Genomic DNA, 14,201 nt, shown 5'->3' on the forward strand with positions numbered 1-14,201 from the left:
GTTGTTAACAGGCGAGCAGGAAACTGTTCGCCTGTTAATATTAAAAACACTTTTAAAACAAAGACTTATGCGGCAATCCCGCGCTGGGCCGCGGTTACAACGAGTAAGAAACCGTGATTTGGAGTCTCCCTGCGGGACCATTATCTTCGCCACCGACCAAAGTCGGTTTGCTGGGAGTCTCGGGGAAGTGGCCCTGCCTGCCGATCAATTAAGAGCCGCGCCCTCAGGGCAGATGAAGCGGACCTAGGCAGTACGGGCTATGGGGATTGTTTTGCACGACTATCAGACGACACTTAAATCGCGTGCGACGCTGACCGGCATCGGCGTTCACAGTGGCAATCCGGTCACTGTCCATTTCCTGCCGGCAGACGCCGATACGGGTGTCGTCTTCCAGCTTTCGAATGCAAACGGAAGCCACGAATTTCGCGCGCTCGTTTCCGAGGTCGGTGCCACCGACCTCTGCACCATGCTCGGCGATCCGCAAGGCGAGCACATCGCTACGGTCGAGCATCTGATGGCGACGCTTTTCGGGCTTGGGATCGACAATCTCGTCATCGAAATCGATGGCCATGAGGTGCCTATCCTCGACGGCAGCGCAGTGATGTTCGTCGAGGCCATTGACCAGGCAGGCATCGAAACGCTGCCGGTCAAGCGTCGCTACATCAGGGTGGTCAAGCCGGTTCGTATCGAGAACGGCGCCTGCTGGGCGGAGTTCCGGCCCTATGACGGCACGCGCTTCGAGATCGAGGTCGATTTCGAAAGCCCGGCGATCGGGCGCCAGCTTTTTGCATCCGACATGAACGCCGACATTTTCCGGCGTGACGTCGCGCGGGCCCGCACTTTCGGTTTCATGAAGGACGTCGAGCGGCTGTGGGCGGCCGGCTATGCGCTCGGCTCCTCGTTGGAAAACTCCCTGGTGATCGGCGATGACAACCGCGTGATCAACATGGGAGGCCTGCGCTATCCCAACGAGTTCGCGCGCCACAAGACGATGGATGCGATGGGCGATCTGGCGCTCGCCGGCGCCCGGTTCATCGGCTGCTTCCGCTCCTATCGTGGTGGCCACAGGCTGAACGCCGCTGCGCTGCGCCGTCTATTGTCGGACCGTTCGGCTTTCGAGATCGTCGAGACGACGCGCCGCGAGCGCGGGCGTACCGCGGAGATGAGCGCCGTCAACGCACCCCTCTATGCGCCCTGGATGATCTGATTCTTAAGGTCTTGCGGCCCACGTTGCGGTCAAGCTGTGTTGCATGGATGCATCACTGGCCGGCCAAATTACACGGCTTTCCAGGTGGCGCCAAACCGCCACAAAAATGTGCGATTGGCCGGGGATAGCGTTGCCGGGCAAGGCAATTATGGTTTATGGCTGCTGCCGTCGACTGAAATGACGCCGAAAGGGCGGAATCCAAACATGTTTTTCAAGCGAGTTGGTCAATCGAAGGCGCTGCGGCGGGCTGTTTTCCTGGCGCTTTCGGTGGTCGTTCCATCGCTGTTCCTGTCGGCCTGCATGTCGTCTGAGAAGGACGTCGACCTGTCGACCTATGTCGATCAAACCGAGCCGGCCGACGTGCTCTACAATCAGGGTCTCGCCAATCTGAATGCCGGGCGACTGCAGGAGGCAAGCCGCAAGTTCGATGCCGTCGACCGCCAGCATCCATATTCCGAATTCGCCCGCAAATCGATGGTGATGGGTGCCTTTGCCGACTACCGTCAGGGCAATTACGATGAGGCGATCGGTTCGGCCAAGCGCTACCTGACCCTCTACCCGTCGACCGACGATGCAGCCTATGCCCAATATATTATCGGGCTGAGCTACTACCGCCAGATCAAGGACGTCACTCAGGACCAGAAGGAAGCGCGTCTTACCGCGCAGACGATGCAGGACCTGGTGACGCGCTGGCCGACTTCCGAATATGTCGACGATGCCAAGGAGAAGATCCGCTTCGCCAACGATCAGCTCGCCGGCAAGGAGATGCAGATCGGCCGCTACTATCTCGAGCGCCGCGAATACATCGCGGCCGTCAAACGGTTCCGCAACGTCGTGGAGAACTATTCCAACACACGTCATGTCGAGGAAGCGCTGGCGCGTCTTACCGAGAGCTACTATGCGATGGGACTGACGTCGGAAGCGCAGACCGCTGCGGCCGTGCTCGGCACCAACTATCCCGACAGCCAATGGTACAAGGACTCCTACAAGCTCCTGCAGAGTGGTGGGCTCGAGCCGCGCGAGAATGCCGGATCGTGGATCTCCAAGGCCGGGAAGCTGATCACCGGCGCCTGAGCGGCGCGTCACCATGCTCTCCAGACTGTCGATCCGCGATATCGTTCTGATCGAGAAGCTGGACATCGACTTCTCGTCCGGCCTTTCGGTCCTTACCGGCGAAACCGGCGCCGGAAAATCTATCCTGCTCGACGCGTTGTCGCTGGCGCTTGGCGCCCGCGGCGACGCTTCACTGGTGCGGCATGGCGCGGCACAAGGCCAGATCATCGCCGTGTTCGACGTGCCGCGCAACCACGCGGCTCGCATGCTGCTTGCCGAGAATGCCATCGAGGACGACGGCGACATCATCCTGCGCCGCGTCCAGACGGCTGACGGCCGCACGCGCGTGTTCGTCAACGACCAGCCGTCCAGCGTGACGCTGATGCGCGACATCGGCCGTGCGCTGGTCGAGATCCACGGCCAGCATGACGAGCGCGCTTTGGTCGATCCCGGCGCTCATCGCGAGTTGCTCGACAGTTTCGGCGGCCATCTCGGCGCTGCCCGGGCAACCGGCGAGGCGTGGCGGCACTGGCGTACCTGCGAGCAGGAATTTTCACGGCACCGGGCCAAAGTCGAGGCAGCTGCCCGTGAGGCCGATTATCTGCGTGCTGCGGTCGCCGAATTGACCAGACTCGATCCGCAACCGGGCGAAGAGACCGAACTGGCCGAACTGCGCGCCTCGATGATGCGTGCCGAAAAGATCGCCTCGGAAATCCACGATGCGCAGGATGTGCTCTCGGGCCCGTCCTCGCCCTTGCCGCAACTGGCCAGCCTGCTCAGACGGCTGCAGCGAAAGGCGACCGAAGCGCCCGGGCTGCTCGAGGACGTCGTCAAATCGCTCGACGAAGCGATGCTGTCGCTCGACGCGGCGCAGTCGGGCGTCGAAGCAGCACTTCGCGCGACCGAATATGATCCGCAGCGGCTGGAGAAGGCTGAGGAGCGGCTGTTTTCGCTGCGTGCCGCCTCGCGCAAGCACAGCGTCGCCGTGGATGACCTGGCGCAATTGCGTGACACCATGGCTGCCGACCTTGCCGATCTCGACGCCGGCGAGGAGCGCCTGCATGCGCTGGAGAAACAGGCTGCAGCGGCGCGCCAGGCCTACGACATTACGGCGGCCCAGCTGTCGTCGCTTCGACATGCGGCGGCCGTCGGGCTGACCAAGGCGGTAATGGCCGAACTGCCGGCGCTGAAGCTCGAACGGGCCGAGTTCATCGTCGAGATCGCAAGCGATGCCGAGAGCCGCATGGAAGAAGGCATCGACCAGGTCGAGTTCTGGGTGCGCACCAATCCCGGCACCAGGCCCGGCCCAATGATGAAGGTCGCTTCCGGCGGCGAGCTTTCGCGCTTCCTGCTGGCGTTGAAGGTCGCGCTGGCCGATCGCGGGTCGGCGCCGACTTTGGTCTTTGATGAGATTGACACCGGCGTCGGCGGCGCGGTTGCCGACGCCATCGGCCAGCGGCTGGCGCGGCTGGCAAAACGCGTGCAGGTGCTTTCGGTCACGCATGCACCGCAAGTGGCGGCGCGCGCGGCGACGCATTTCCTGATCTCCAAATCAGGCGGTGCCGACCGCGTCTCGACCGGCATCGCCGAGATGGACCGGGCGGCACGGCAGGAAGAGATCGCACGCATGCTCGCCGGCGCCACCATTACAGACGAGGCGCGCGCGGCGGCCGAGCGGCTGCTGCGGGAGAACACCGCGGCAGCCTAGAGCGGTTCATCCTTCACGGAAACGCCGAACCGCTCTACCTCTTTGTTTTGCGCAATTCCGGACGGAAAACCGTTTCACAGTTTTCCTGGAATTGCTCCAGACGAGTTCGTTTCCGGCGCTCGCGACCTGAGTCAGGGGATGGCGCCATCCTGCTGTTCAGGAATGATTTTCGGCGTCTGGTCTCTCCCTGATGAGAGAATCCTGTTCTATTGTGTCGCGCCACCGTGGAGGGAGCAGTGCATGGACGAAAAACCAGTCGATTCGCTCAGCGACAGCGAGGCGGCAAGCGAGTTGAAGCGGTTGGCGCAGGAGATCGCCGAGCACGACCGGCGCTACCATGGCGAGGACGCGCCGATAATCACGGATGCGGAATATGACGCGCTGACCCGGCGCAACCTCGCCATCGAACAGCGGTTCCCGCATCTTGTACGCGAGGATTCGCCCTCGCGCAGGGTCGGCGCGCCGCCGGCGGAAGGTTTTGCCAAGGTGCGGCACGCGGTGCCGATGCTCAGCCTGGCCAAGGCCTATACCGACCAGGACGTCGCGGACTTCATAGAACGGGGCCGGCGATTCTTTGACCGCGACAAGGATCTGGACATCGCCTTCACGGCTGAGCCGAAGATCGATGGGCTGTCGGCTTCGCTGCGTTATGAAGGCGGCGTGTTCGTGCAGGGCGCAACGCGCGGCGACGGTGTGGTTGGCGAGGACATCACCGCCAATCTCAGGACCATCGCCGACATTCCCAAGACCTTGAAGGGATCGGGCTGGCCGGAGGTCATCGAAATACGCGGTGAGGTCTATATGACCTACGCCGAATTCGAGGCGTTGAAGAAACGCTCGGCGGCGATCGGCGGCCAGGATTACGTCAATCCGCGCAATACGGCGGCCGGGTCGCTCCGTCAGAAGGACCCGTCCGTTACCGCCAGCCGCAACCTCAAATTCTTTGCCTATGCCTGGGGCTATACTTCAAAGGATCCTGCTCCGACCCAGTATGATTCCGTGCAAAAATTCGCGGAGTGGGGATTCAAGATCAGTCCGCTGATGGTACGGGCAAAGTCGGTCGAGGAACTGGTCGCGCACTATCACCTTATCGAGGCCCAGCGCTCATCGCTTGGCTACGACATCGACGGCGTCGTCTACAAGGTTGACCAGTTGGAGTTGCAGCGCAGATGGGGCTTCGCCACCGGCGAACCACGCTGGGCCATCGCTCACAAATTTCCGGCCGAACAGGCGATGACAACCGTGCTCAGGATCGACATCCAGGTCGGCCGTACGGGCACGCTGGCGCCCGTTGCCCGGCTTGCGCCCGTCACGGTCGGCGGCGTCGTGGTCGAAAACGTTACGCTTCACAACGAAGATTACATCAAGGGTCTGGACAGCAATGGCCAGCCGATCCGCGACGGCTATGACGTACGTATCGGCGACACGGTGGTCATCCAGCGGGCAGGGGACGTCATTCCGCAGATCGTCAGCGTCGTGGCCGACAAGCGTCCGCCAGATGCCGTGCCGTACGAATTCCCGCACAAATGTCCGATCTGCGGCTCACCCGCAACGCGCGAGATCAACGAGAAGACCGGCAAGGAAGATTCCCGCCGACGTTGCACCGGCGAACTGATCTGCCCCGCCCAGGCCGTGGAAGGATTGCGCCATTTTGTGTCGCGCGGCGCCATGGATATTGAAGGCCTCGGCGCTGAAAACATTGACCTGTTCTTCAATGCTGGGTTGGTCAAGACAGCAGCCGATATCTTCACTCTCCGGGACCGCCGTCCCGCCGTCATCAAGGCATTGGCGGAGCGGCGGGAGGAGCAGGCCAGGCAGCGTGAGGCTGCTTCGGGCAAGACGCGCAAGAACGTGCGAAGTGTCGAGGAACGCAACTATGAAGGTCTCGACAAGCTCTTCGCTGCCATCGACGCTCGCCGCGAACCGGAACTCGATCGCTTCATCTTTGCGCTGGGCATCCGCCATATCGGCGAAACGACGGCCGCCGTGCTCGCCCGAACCTTCTCGACGATCGAGGAGTTGATCCGCATTGGCAAGGAAACAGCAGCGGCAGCCGATCCACACAGCGTTTTTCCTTCGATCAACGGCATCGGCGATACCGTGATAGGCGCTCTTCGCGATTTCTTCGGCAATGAACGCAACGACGCCGTGCTTGAGGCGCTGCTCACGCAGGTCCACCCGAAGCCGTACATCGTGAACGTCTCAGCCGATAGTGCGGTCGCCGGCAAGACGATCGTGTTTACAGGCACGCTCGAAAAGATGACGCGCCCCGAGGCGAAGGCGATGGCTGAACGTCTCGGCGCGAAGGTCGCCGGCTCGGTTTCCGCGAAGACCGACCTCGTCGTCGCCGGGCCCGGTGCCGGCTCCAAGCTCAAGCTGGCTGCCGAACACGGTATCGAAGTCATCGATGAGGATGCCTGGCTCGAGCGGATCGGCAAGGGCGCGTGATGCCGGCTGAATTCAATGGTTTTGGTGACAAGGCCATTCCCTTCCTCAAGGCACTGGATTTTCATCAGAGCCGGGAGTGGTTTTTGGAAAACCGCGATCTTTTCGAGCGGGACCTGCGCAATCCCTTCGGCGATCTGGTCGAGGCGCTCTCCGAGCGCTTCACGGCATTGGGGCTCGGCCTGCGCGGCGACCGCAAGAAGTCGCTGTTCCGGATTAATCGCGATGTGCGTTTCGCCAAGGACAAACGGCCTTACAACCGGCATCTGTCGGCGATCCTTTCGCCCGACGGCACCAAGATGGAACAGGGCGTGTTTTACATCCACATCGGGCTCGAGCGCTGCTTTGCCGCTGTTGCCTGGTGGCAGCCCGGACCGGAGCTATTGCTGGCGCTGCGCAACGCCATCGCAAAGCGGCCCGCTGAGTTCCGCACGCTCGTCGCGGCGCTGAAGAAGAATGGTCTCGAGCTCGACCCCGACGGCTGTATGAAGCGCACGCCGCGCGGCTTCGAGCACGTTATCGAGCCCGATCTCGTGGCCGCCATCCGCAACCGGCATTTCGCCGTCCGGCACGCAATCGAGCCGGCGGATATCTACGGAGCTGGATTGGTCGACGAACTCGTCGACTTCGTCATGCGGGCAAAACCGCTGCTCGACTGGGGCAGGGCGATCGAAGGCAAGGCTTCGCAGCGCTAGCGGAAAAGTCAGACGGTCAGCTGCGCCGCGCAGTGTAGAGGCTGGTGGTCATGTTGCGGGTTATGGAGCCTTGGAACTCGTCGCGGACGATGCGACCCAGCTCCGCCAGGATTGCTTCGCGGTCACTGCGGATGTTGATATTGGAAAAAGTGGCATAGAGGGCGACCGTCTGGTCAGGATCGAGGACGAGCGACCAGACACTTGTCCGATGTTCGATGGCATCGAACGCGCCGGTTCGCTCCAGTGCCGCCACGCGGGCCTCGGCATCAAGGGCGAACGGAATACCATTTGAGCCCGCCGACGGGCTCGAAGGCCCGTCAAGCAGCGCCTTGGTCGCATCATGAAAGGGATCGGGGCGACTGTCGTCGCCGAATACATTCCAGACCATTGCCCACCAGCCGCCCGGCCGAAGCAGCTCTGCGACCTTGATCAGCGCCGTGTCCTCATCCAGCCAATGAAAGGCAGTGGCGCTGACACCGAGATCAAAACCGGCCTTCTCAAGGACGGCATCTTCAAACGCAGAGACGCTCACCGAGAGCGCCTTGTCCTGAATAGTCTCGCAAAGGAAAGTCGCGAGGCGGGAATCCGGCTCAATGGCGAGCAACGGGCTCGCGCCCAGTTCGAGTAAGCGGCGCGTTGCAGTTCCTGTACCTGCGCCAATCTCGAACGTCGCCGTGCCATGCGCGAGACGGCACCGCTCACATAGAATTTCGAATACCCAATCAGGATAGCCAGGTCGCGTCGCGTGATAGCTGCCGGGATCGGCGCCGAAGGCCAGGCGGCCGAATTTTGGATCGATGGAAAATTCGCTCATTGGAACCACCTGTCCGGCCCAGCAGGTTGGTCTATGGCCGTCGCTTCGGCAAGGACCGATCGTCGCCAACGGATATGCGCTCAGGTACCAAGCCTCTGATTTTGTCCCACAGTCTGGAAGCGAGCTTGCCGCGACGCTTCAGCTATCATTTCCGCTGATCGTTTGCCTCAAGCGAATTGGTGTGACAAGCCGGACCGCCCTCTCTACATACGGCCCTTCCCAAGGAGCGGTCGATGTCGGCGGAAGCAATCTCCGAAAACGGTGCGAGAAGCGATTTCTGGGACGGCGTGCGGCTGAGCATGCCCGTCGTGGTGGCGTCGGCGCCGTTTGCGTTGCTGTTCGGGGCGCTCGCCGTCGACAACGGCTTTTCCGTGATCGAGGCGTTCTTGATGAGCGCGACGGTGTTCGGCGGCGCCAGCCAGATGGTCGGCATCGAGCTGTTCGGCCAGCATGTCGCGCCGTGGCTGATCGTGCTGTCGATCTTCGCCGTGAATTTTCGCCATGTGCTCTATTCGGCCGGTATCGGCCGGCGAATCGCGCATTGGCCGCTGGTGCAGCAGGCGATAGGCTACTTCGTGCTGACCGATCCGCAGTTCGCGGTGGCCGAGCGCAAGGCGGAGGCCGGCGAGACCGTCGGCTTTGCCTGGTATATGGGGCTCGGGCTGCCGGTCTACGTGTTCTGGGTCATCGAAAGCGCGCTCGGGGCGGTGTTCGGCAAACTTATTCCCGACACCCACACGCTGGGCATCGACTTCCTGCTGCCGATCTATTTTCTCGGCCTGGTCATGAGCTTCCGCAAGCGGCCGCTGTGGCTGCCGGTGGTCGTCGCCAGCGCTGCCGCCTCCATCATTGCCTACAAGACGGTCGGCTCGCCCTGGCATGTCTCCATCGGCGCGCTGGCCGGCGTGCTGCTCGCCGTCATCCTGCCGCCCCGCCACAGCGGCGTGGAGGCACGGCCATGAGCACGACCTTGTGGATCATCGTCGCCGCTTCGATCGCGACCTATTTGACACGCATTGGCGGTCATCTGGTGATCTCACGCTTCGACCATATCCATCCGCGTGTTGAGGCCGGGCTGAACGCCGTGCCGGCGGCGGTGCTGACCACGCTGGTGGCGCCGGCAGCGCTGGGCGCCGGACCGGCGGAATGGGGGGCCTTGGTCGTCGCCGGCCTGGTCTCGCTGCGCGGCGGCCTTATGGCGATGTTCCTGGCGGGTGCTGCTGTGCTGATCCTCGCGCGGCAGGTCGTCGGCTGATCGATTTTTATCTTGGCGGCGAGAGCACACATGCGCTTTACCGCAGCGACTATTGCCGCGCCGACCCGCGACAGGCTCAGGCGGATGGTCTCCGCTCTCTCCTGGTGGGCGCAACGCACGGCGTCGCTATAGAGTGCTTCGCGCTGCTTCGGCGTCAATGCGCTTAGATCGATCGGCTGGATGCGGAAGGGCTCACGCGACATTTCCATCTCCCCTGGTTTGCCGTGTTGATCGGCAGCTACACCGGCGATTTACGGGAAGGGCATAATCAGTTAAAATGAATAATTAAGATCGTTATGTTCTCCAGGAGAGATGTATGGACTTGGCTGATCTGCGCATCTTCCGCACGGTGGTGCGCGAGGGCGGAATCACCAGGGCGGCGGAAAAACTGTTTCGCGTGCAATCGAACGTGACCACACGCATCCGGCAGCTCGAAGAGGATCTCGGCGTGCAGCTGTTTATCCGGGAGGGCAAGCGCCTGCACGTATCGCCCGCCGGTCACAAATTGGTCGGGTATGCGGATCGGTTGCTGGCGCTTGCAGAGGAGGCGCGAACGGCGATGCTTGATCCACGCCCGCGCGGCACGCTTCGCCTAGGTGCCATGGAGAGCACCGCCGCGGCACGGCTTCCAAGTCTGCTCGCCGAATATCACGCACGTCATCCCGACGTGGAGATCCAGTTGCGCACCGGCAATCCGCAGGTTCTCGCGACCGCCATGCTTGCCGGCGACCTCGATGCAGCGTTCGCCGCCGAGCCGATCGCCGACGCTCCGTTCGAAAAGCTGCCCGCATTTAACGAGCAGCTGGTCATTGTCTCGGCGGCATCGCGCGTTTCGATCGACGACCGCCTGGACATGCCCAAAACAATGATAGCCTTCGAGCACGGCTGCCCGCACCGCCGGCGGCTGGAACAATGGTATGCGCGAAGAGGGTTCATGGCCGAGAAGACCATCGAGCTTGGTTCATACCATGCCATCCTCGGTTGCGTGGTGGCTGGCATGGGCATAGCGCTGATGCCAAAAAGTGTGCTTTCGGGTTTCCCAGAGAGCCGCTGGCTAAAGCTGCACGAACTGCCCGCTGAGGAAGACAACGCCGTCACGGTGTTGTTTTGGCGCAAGGGAGCCGGTTCTCCCAACGTCACGGCTTTGCAGGGACTGCTTGCGGAGCAAAGTCTGTCACTCGGCGTTGCTGCCGCGACTATTGCTTGAAGTCGTGCGGCAGAGGGGCGGTTGCTTTTTCCAGCCAGGCCAGCGTTTCGCCGTCGAGCATCGGTCCAATCTCGGCCAGTACGCGCGCATGGTATTCGTCAAGCCAATGCAACTCGTCGCGGGTTAAAAGGTCCGACCGGACCAGCCGCTTGTCGATCGGCGCCAGCGTCAGTGTCTCGAAGCCGTGCATGGCGATGTCGCCGCCCTCGATTGCCTCGGCCGGTGTCACCAGAATCAAGTTCTCGATGCGGATGCCGTAGGAACCTTCCTTGTAATAGCCGGGCTCGTTGGAGACGATCATGCCGGCTAGCAGCTTTTCGGTGCCGGTCTTGGCGATACGCTGCGGGCCCTCATGCACGGCAAGATAGGACCCGACACCGTGCCCGGTGCCATGGGCGAAATCGCAGCCGTGTCTCCATAGCGCCAGGCGCGCCACCGCATCGATTTCGGAACCGCGCGTGCCTTGGGGAAAGCGCAGCATGGAGATGCCGATCATGCCTTTCAGCACCAGCGTGAAGCGTTCGCGCATCTCTTCGGTCGGCGCGCCGATCGGCACCGTGCGGGTGATGTCGGTGGTGCCGTCCTGGTACTGCCCGCCGGAATCGAGCAGGAACAGCTCGCCATCCCCCAGCTTGCGATTGGTGGCGCGGGAGACGCGGTAGTGCATGATGGCGCCGTTAGGGCCGGCGCCGGAGATGGTGTCGAACGATACGTCGCGCAGCGGCATCTGCGTTTCTTCGCCGGTCTGACGGCGCATCTCCTCAAGCCTGGTGACAACGGCGATTTCGTCGAGCGTGCCGGGCTTCTGGCGGTCGAGCCAGCACAGCAGCTTGGCGACCGCGGCGCCGTCGCGGCGATGTGCGGCGCGGGCGCCGGCGATCTCGGCTTTGTTCTTTGTTGCGCGTGGAATGCGGGCCGGATCGGCCGTGGCAATGACGGTGCCGCCATTATCCTCGACCAGCATTCTGAGCTTGTCCGCCGCGAGAACCGGGTCCAGCGCGATTTTTGCGCCGCCCTTGGCCCGGGTGACGATTGCCGATTCGAATTCACCTGGTTCGTGCAATTCGGCGAGCTGCGTCAGGCAGGCCGCAACGGTGCGCGAAAACTTGCGCTGGTCCATGAAAAGCAGATGCGAGCCGTCGGCGGCCAGCACGGCAAAGCCGAGCGCCAGCGGTGTGTGCGGTACGTCGCCGCCACGGATGTCGAAGGCCCAGGCAATGGAGGAGGGGTCGGTCAGCACCGCATGGGTGGCGCCGTCCTTCTCGATGGCCGCTGCCAGCCGCACCAGCTTGTCCTTAGCCAGTTCGCCGGCAAAGCCGATCGGGTGGATCTCGACCGGCGCCAGTGGCGGCCCGGGCTGGTCCTGCCAGATCGCGTCGATCGGATTCTCTTCGAGCGGCACCAGTGTCGCGCCGGATTTCTCGGCCGAGGCTTTCAGCGCCTTGACGTCGCTGATCGTATGCAGCCACGGATCGAAGCCCAATCGCACGCCCTTGCCGAGATTGTCCTTGATCCAGTTGGCCGGCGGGTTGTCGACAAGGCTCTCGATCGAAAAGATGTCGAGATCGACCTCCTGGCGCACCTGCAGCGTGTAGCGCCCGTCGACAAACATGACGGCGCGCTCGCCAAGTACAATGGCGACACCGGCCGAGCCGCTGAAGCCGGTCAGCCATTTCAGCCGTGCCGAGCGGTCGGCGACATATTCGCCCTGGTGCTCGTCGGCACGGGGCACGATGAAGCCATCCAGCCCGTTCGACGCCAACCATTGGCGCAGCATTGCCACGCGCGGCTTGCCAACGGCCGGATCGCCGGCGGAATCGAAGGTCTGGAACATGTCGGCTCTCCTCGAATGCTGGCGCGACCGTAGCGCATGACTTCGAAAATCGGAATCGATTTTCGGAACGATCATCCGCGGTCGCCGCAGTGTCTTTTTGTGCATGGAGGCCATGCAGAATCGGCGATTTCAAAAAGCGTCAGCAGAGCTTACCTTCTTAACGTGGAGGAAAAGTCCTGTTGCCCTGCAAAGGAGACCGTCATGTCCTCGATTTCAGCCAGACGTGGATTTTTCAGAAACGCTGTGAAAGCGCTGATCGAAGCTCGCCAGCGCGAAGCGAGCCGGTATGTGAGCGGCGTTCTGCTTGGCTTTGATGACGAAACGCTGAAAGCTCACGGCTACCATCGCGAACAGCTGAAGAAAGCGGCGAACTCGCGCTAGGTCCGAGCAGGTTCCGGCTTGCGTTGAAAGCGTCGCGCCTCAGCGCTTGAGGTGAATCGTCACCCAGCCCTCGCGGTGCAAGGTGCGGACGTGCCGGAATTTCTGGCCGACATAGGCCGCGATTACCGCATCGCGCTGGCGCTCGAGGATGCCCGACAAAACAATCGAGCCACCGAGCGCGATACGCCCAGCCATTTGCGGCGCCAGACGCATCAGCGGCCGCGCCAATATGTTGGCGACAATCAGGTCGAAGGGCGCACGCGCGGCAAAGATCGGATGATGAAAACCGGGCGCCGCTACCGCTTCAATGAGCCCCTTGACGTGGTTCAGCCGCGCATTGGCAGCGGCCACCTTGACGGCGACCGGGTCGATGTCCGTTGCCAGCACCGGAACATGCGCGAGCTTGGCCACCGCGATGGCGAGCACCGCGCTGCCAGTGCCAAGGTCGAGCGCGTTGCGCGGATGCTCGCGCTGTATGACCTGCTCCAGCATTTCGAGGCAGCCGGCGGTGGTGCCGTGATGGCCGGTGCCGAAGGCAAGGCCGGCCTCGATCTCGATGGCGAGTTCGCCGCTGTGGCGCTTCCTGCGGTCATGCGCGCCGTGGACGAAGAAGCGCCCGGCCCGTACCGGCTTCAATCCCTCCAGCGAGCGCGCCACCCAGTCGATGTCGGGCAGCGCTTCTCGCTCTATCGGTTTCGACAGCGACAGTCCGGCCAGGATGTCCCTAAGCCGCGCCTCGACCGCATCGACGTCGTCGTCGGCATAGAGCGATACTTCGTGGATATCGCGGTCCTCGTCGACCTCGAGCACCGCAACCGGCAGGCCCTCTTCGTCGAACGCCGCACCGAGCGCCGCGAAGATGCGATCAGCCTCGATCTTGCCCGCGGTGAAATACAAACGCGTCTGCGTCATTCCCGGATACGTCAACCTTCCGCCGCCAGCCGCTTGAGCTTGGCGATGGCGGCGTCCGGGCTTTCGCCATAGGCAATGGTGCCGGCGAAATCGCCCTTGCCGTTGAGCAGCAGCACCGAAGCGGTGTGGTCCATCGTGTAGTCGCCGTCGTTCGTGTCGACTTTCTTCCAGTAGATGCCGAAGGACTTGGCCATGGCGTGGACCTTATCGGGATCGCCGGTGATGCCGAGGATGCGATCGGAGAAATTGCTGACATACGTGTTCATGATTTCGGGCGTATCGCGCTCCGGGTCGACCGAAACGAAATATGCATGCAGGTTCTTGCCGTCGTCGCCCATCGTCTTCAGCCAGCCGGCCAACTCGAAAAGCGTGGTCGGGCAGACTTCCGGGCAATGCGTGAAGCCAAAAAAGACGACACTGGGGTGGCCACGAAAGGCGGCTTCGGTGACCGGTGCGCCCTTCTGGTCGACCAGCGTGAACGGCGCGCCGAACGGCTCGCCGCCATAATGTCCGCGGTACCAGTCGAACGTTAGCCAGCCGATGCCAGCGGCCATCAGGACGAGAATACCGACCAGAATTGAACGCATCATCAGTGAAGTCCGTCGTCATTTCCATCGGGCGCCGGATTGGCGCCATGAAGCCCTGGCTTGGCGAACACTCTTAGCGGTTCGGTCGCGCCGACGCAAAGAT

Annotated in this window: 13 protein-coding genes; 9 read left to right on the forward strand and 4 right to left on the reverse strand. The window is 62.5% G+C overall.

The window, feature by feature from the left end; all coding sequences use genetic code 11:
- Window positions 1–259 precede the first annotated feature (259 nt).
- The 5 genes from lpxC to NKJ12_RS14945 all read left to right on the forward strand — a co-directional run bounded on the left by lpxC (window position 260) and on the right by NKJ12_RS14945 (window position 7,108).
- The gene (lpxC, locus tag NKJ12_RS14925) at window positions 260–1,207 is read left to right on the forward strand and encodes a UDP-3-O-acyl-N-acetylglucosamine deacetylase (protein ID WP_352703487.1); all 948 of its coding nucleotides are present in this window, start codon (window positions 260–262) and stop codon (window positions 1,205–1,207) included.
- Window positions 1,208–1,411: 204 nt separating this feature from the next.
- On the forward strand, window positions 1,412–2,281 hold the full coding sequence (locus tag NKJ12_RS14930; protein WP_254818981.1) for an outer membrane protein assembly factor BamD: 870 nt from the start codon (window positions 1,412–1,414) through the stop codon (window positions 2,279–2,281).
- 13 nt (window positions 2,282–2,294) lie between these two features.
- Complete coding sequence (gene recN, locus NKJ12_RS14935) at window positions 2,295–3,968, forward strand: DNA repair protein RecN (protein WP_352703490.1); 1,674 nt, start codon at window positions 2,295–2,297, stop codon at window positions 3,966–3,968.
- 240 nt (window positions 3,969–4,208) lie between these two features.
- A complete protein-coding gene (gene ligA, locus NKJ12_RS14940; protein ID WP_352703493.1) occupies window positions 4,209–6,416 on the forward strand; it encodes an NAD-dependent DNA ligase LigA in 2,208 nt (735 codons plus the stop codon).
- Window positions 6,416–7,108 carry a DUF2461 domain-containing protein gene (locus NKJ12_RS14945; RefSeq protein WP_352703495.1) on the forward strand — a complete coding sequence of 231 codons (693 nt, stop codon included), beginning with the start codon at window positions 6,416–6,418 and terminating at the stop codon, window positions 7,106–7,108. Before ligA ends, NKJ12_RS14945 begins: the two co-directional genes overlap by 1 nt.
- A 16-nt stretch (window positions 7,109–7,124) precedes the next feature.
- Here the strand turns inward: NKJ12_RS14945 and NKJ12_RS14950 are convergent, their stop codons facing one another.
- Window positions 7,125–7,922 (reverse strand): class I SAM-dependent methyltransferase, encoded by a 798-nt coding sequence (locus NKJ12_RS14950; RefSeq protein WP_352703497.1) that lies wholly within the window; start codon window positions 7,920–7,922, stop codon window positions 7,125–7,127.
- Between the two features lie 233 nt (window positions 7,923–8,155).
- On the opposite strand from NKJ12_RS14950, the gene NKJ12_RS14955 reads away from it, so the two are divergent.
- The 3 genes from NKJ12_RS14955 (at window position 8,156) to NKJ12_RS14965 (ending at window position 10,384) form a co-directional block, all read left to right on the forward strand.
- Window positions 8,156–8,884, forward strand: a complete 729-nt coding sequence (locus tag NKJ12_RS14955) for an AzlC family ABC transporter permease (protein ID WP_352703499.1) — start codon at window positions 8,156–8,158, stop codon at window positions 8,882–8,884.
- A complete protein-coding gene (locus NKJ12_RS14960) occupies window positions 8,881–9,177 on the forward strand; it encodes an AzlD family protein (protein ID WP_352703501.1) in 297 nt (98 codons plus the stop codon). The genes NKJ12_RS14955 and NKJ12_RS14960 overlap by 4 nt, the downstream gene beginning before the upstream one ends.
- Before the next feature lie 322 nt (window positions 9,178–9,499).
- Window positions 9,500–10,384, forward strand: a complete 885-nt coding sequence (locus NKJ12_RS14965) for a LysR family transcriptional regulator (protein ID WP_352703504.1) — start codon at window positions 9,500–9,502, stop codon at window positions 10,382–10,384.
- Here the strand turns inward: NKJ12_RS14965 and NKJ12_RS14970 are convergent.
- A complete protein-coding gene (locus tag NKJ12_RS14970) occupies window positions 10,374–12,218 on the reverse strand; it encodes an aminopeptidase P family protein (RefSeq protein WP_352703506.1) in 1,845 nt (614 codons plus the stop codon). The two genes, NKJ12_RS14965 and NKJ12_RS14970, sit on opposite strands and share 11 nt — an antisense overlap.
- Before the next feature lie 36 nt (window positions 12,219–12,254).
- On the opposite strand from NKJ12_RS14970, the gene NKJ12_RS14975 reads away from it, so the two are divergent.
- Window positions 12,255–12,599 (forward strand): hypothetical protein, encoded by a 345-nt coding sequence (locus tag NKJ12_RS14975; protein ID WP_352703508.1) that lies wholly within the window; start codon window positions 12,255–12,257, stop codon window positions 12,597–12,599.
- A gap of 39 nt (window positions 12,600–12,638) precedes the next feature.
- On the opposite strand, the gene NKJ12_RS14980 is transcribed toward NKJ12_RS14975, so the two are convergent.
- The gene (locus NKJ12_RS14980) at window positions 12,639–13,511 is read right to left on the reverse strand and encodes a 50S ribosomal protein L11 methyltransferase (RefSeq protein ID WP_352703510.1); all 873 of its coding nucleotides are present in this window, start codon (window positions 13,509–13,511) and stop codon (window positions 12,639–12,641) included.
- Between the two features lie 11 nt (window positions 13,512–13,522).
- Entirely contained in the window at window positions 13,523–14,101 is a 579-nt protein-coding gene (locus tag NKJ12_RS14985; RefSeq protein ID WP_352703512.1) for an SCO family protein, read from the reverse strand.
- Window positions 14,102–14,201: the final 100 nt, after the last annotated feature.

Origin of the sequence: Mesorhizobium sp. M0195 (assembly GCF_040322115.1) — a bacterium.
In the GTDB taxonomy this organism is placed as follows: Bacteria; Pseudomonadota; Alphaproteobacteria; order Rhizobiales; family Rhizobiaceae; genus Mesorhizobium.

What these genes read in the sequence shown, in the direction of transcription:
- NKJ12_RS14985 (WP_352703512.1), bottom strand. Translation starts at nt 14,101, where the DNA reads ATGATGCGTTCAATTCTGGTCGGTATTCTCGTCCTGATGGCCGCTGGC.
- recN (WP_352703490.1), top strand. Translation starts at nt 2,295, where the DNA reads ATGCTCTCCAGACTGTCGATCCGCGATATCGTTCTGATCGAGAAGCTG.
- NKJ12_RS14955 (WP_352703499.1), top strand. Translation starts at nt 8,156, where the DNA reads ATGTCGGCGGAAGCAATCTCCGAAAACGGTGCGAGAAGCGATTTCTGG.
- NKJ12_RS14970 (WP_352703506.1), bottom strand. Translation starts at nt 12,218, where the DNA reads ATGTTCCAGACCTTCGATTCCGCCGGCGATCCGGCCGTTGGCAAGCCG.
- NKJ12_RS14960 (WP_352703501.1), top strand. Translation starts at nt 8,881, where the DNA reads ATGAGCACGACCTTGTGGATCATCGTCGCCGCTTCGATCGCGACCTAT.
- NKJ12_RS14975 (WP_352703508.1), top strand. Translation starts at nt 12,255, where the DNA reads ATGACTTCGAAAATCGGAATCGATTTTCGGAACGATCATCCGCGGTCG.
- NKJ12_RS14980 (WP_352703510.1), bottom strand. Translation starts at nt 13,511, where the DNA reads ATGACGCAGACGCGTTTGTATTTCACCGCGGGCAAGATCGAGGCTGAT.
- NKJ12_RS14945 (WP_352703495.1), top strand. Translation starts at nt 6,416, where the DNA reads ATGCCGGCTGAATTCAATGGTTTTGGTGACAAGGCCATTCCCTTCCTC.
- lpxC (WP_352703487.1), top strand. Translation starts at nt 260, where the DNA reads ATGGGGATTGTTTTGCACGACTATCAGACGACACTTAAATCGCGTGCG.
- ligA (WP_352703493.1), top strand. Translation starts at nt 4,209, where the DNA reads ATGGACGAAAAACCAGTCGATTCGCTCAGCGACAGCGAGGCGGCAAGC.
- NKJ12_RS14950 (WP_352703497.1), bottom strand. Translation starts at nt 7,922, where the DNA reads ATGAGCGAATTTTCCATCGATCCAAAATTCGGCCGCCTGGCCTTCGGC.
- NKJ12_RS14930 (WP_254818981.1), top strand. Translation starts at nt 1,412, where the DNA reads ATGTTTTTCAAGCGAGTTGGTCAATCGAAGGCGCTGCGGCGGGCTGTT.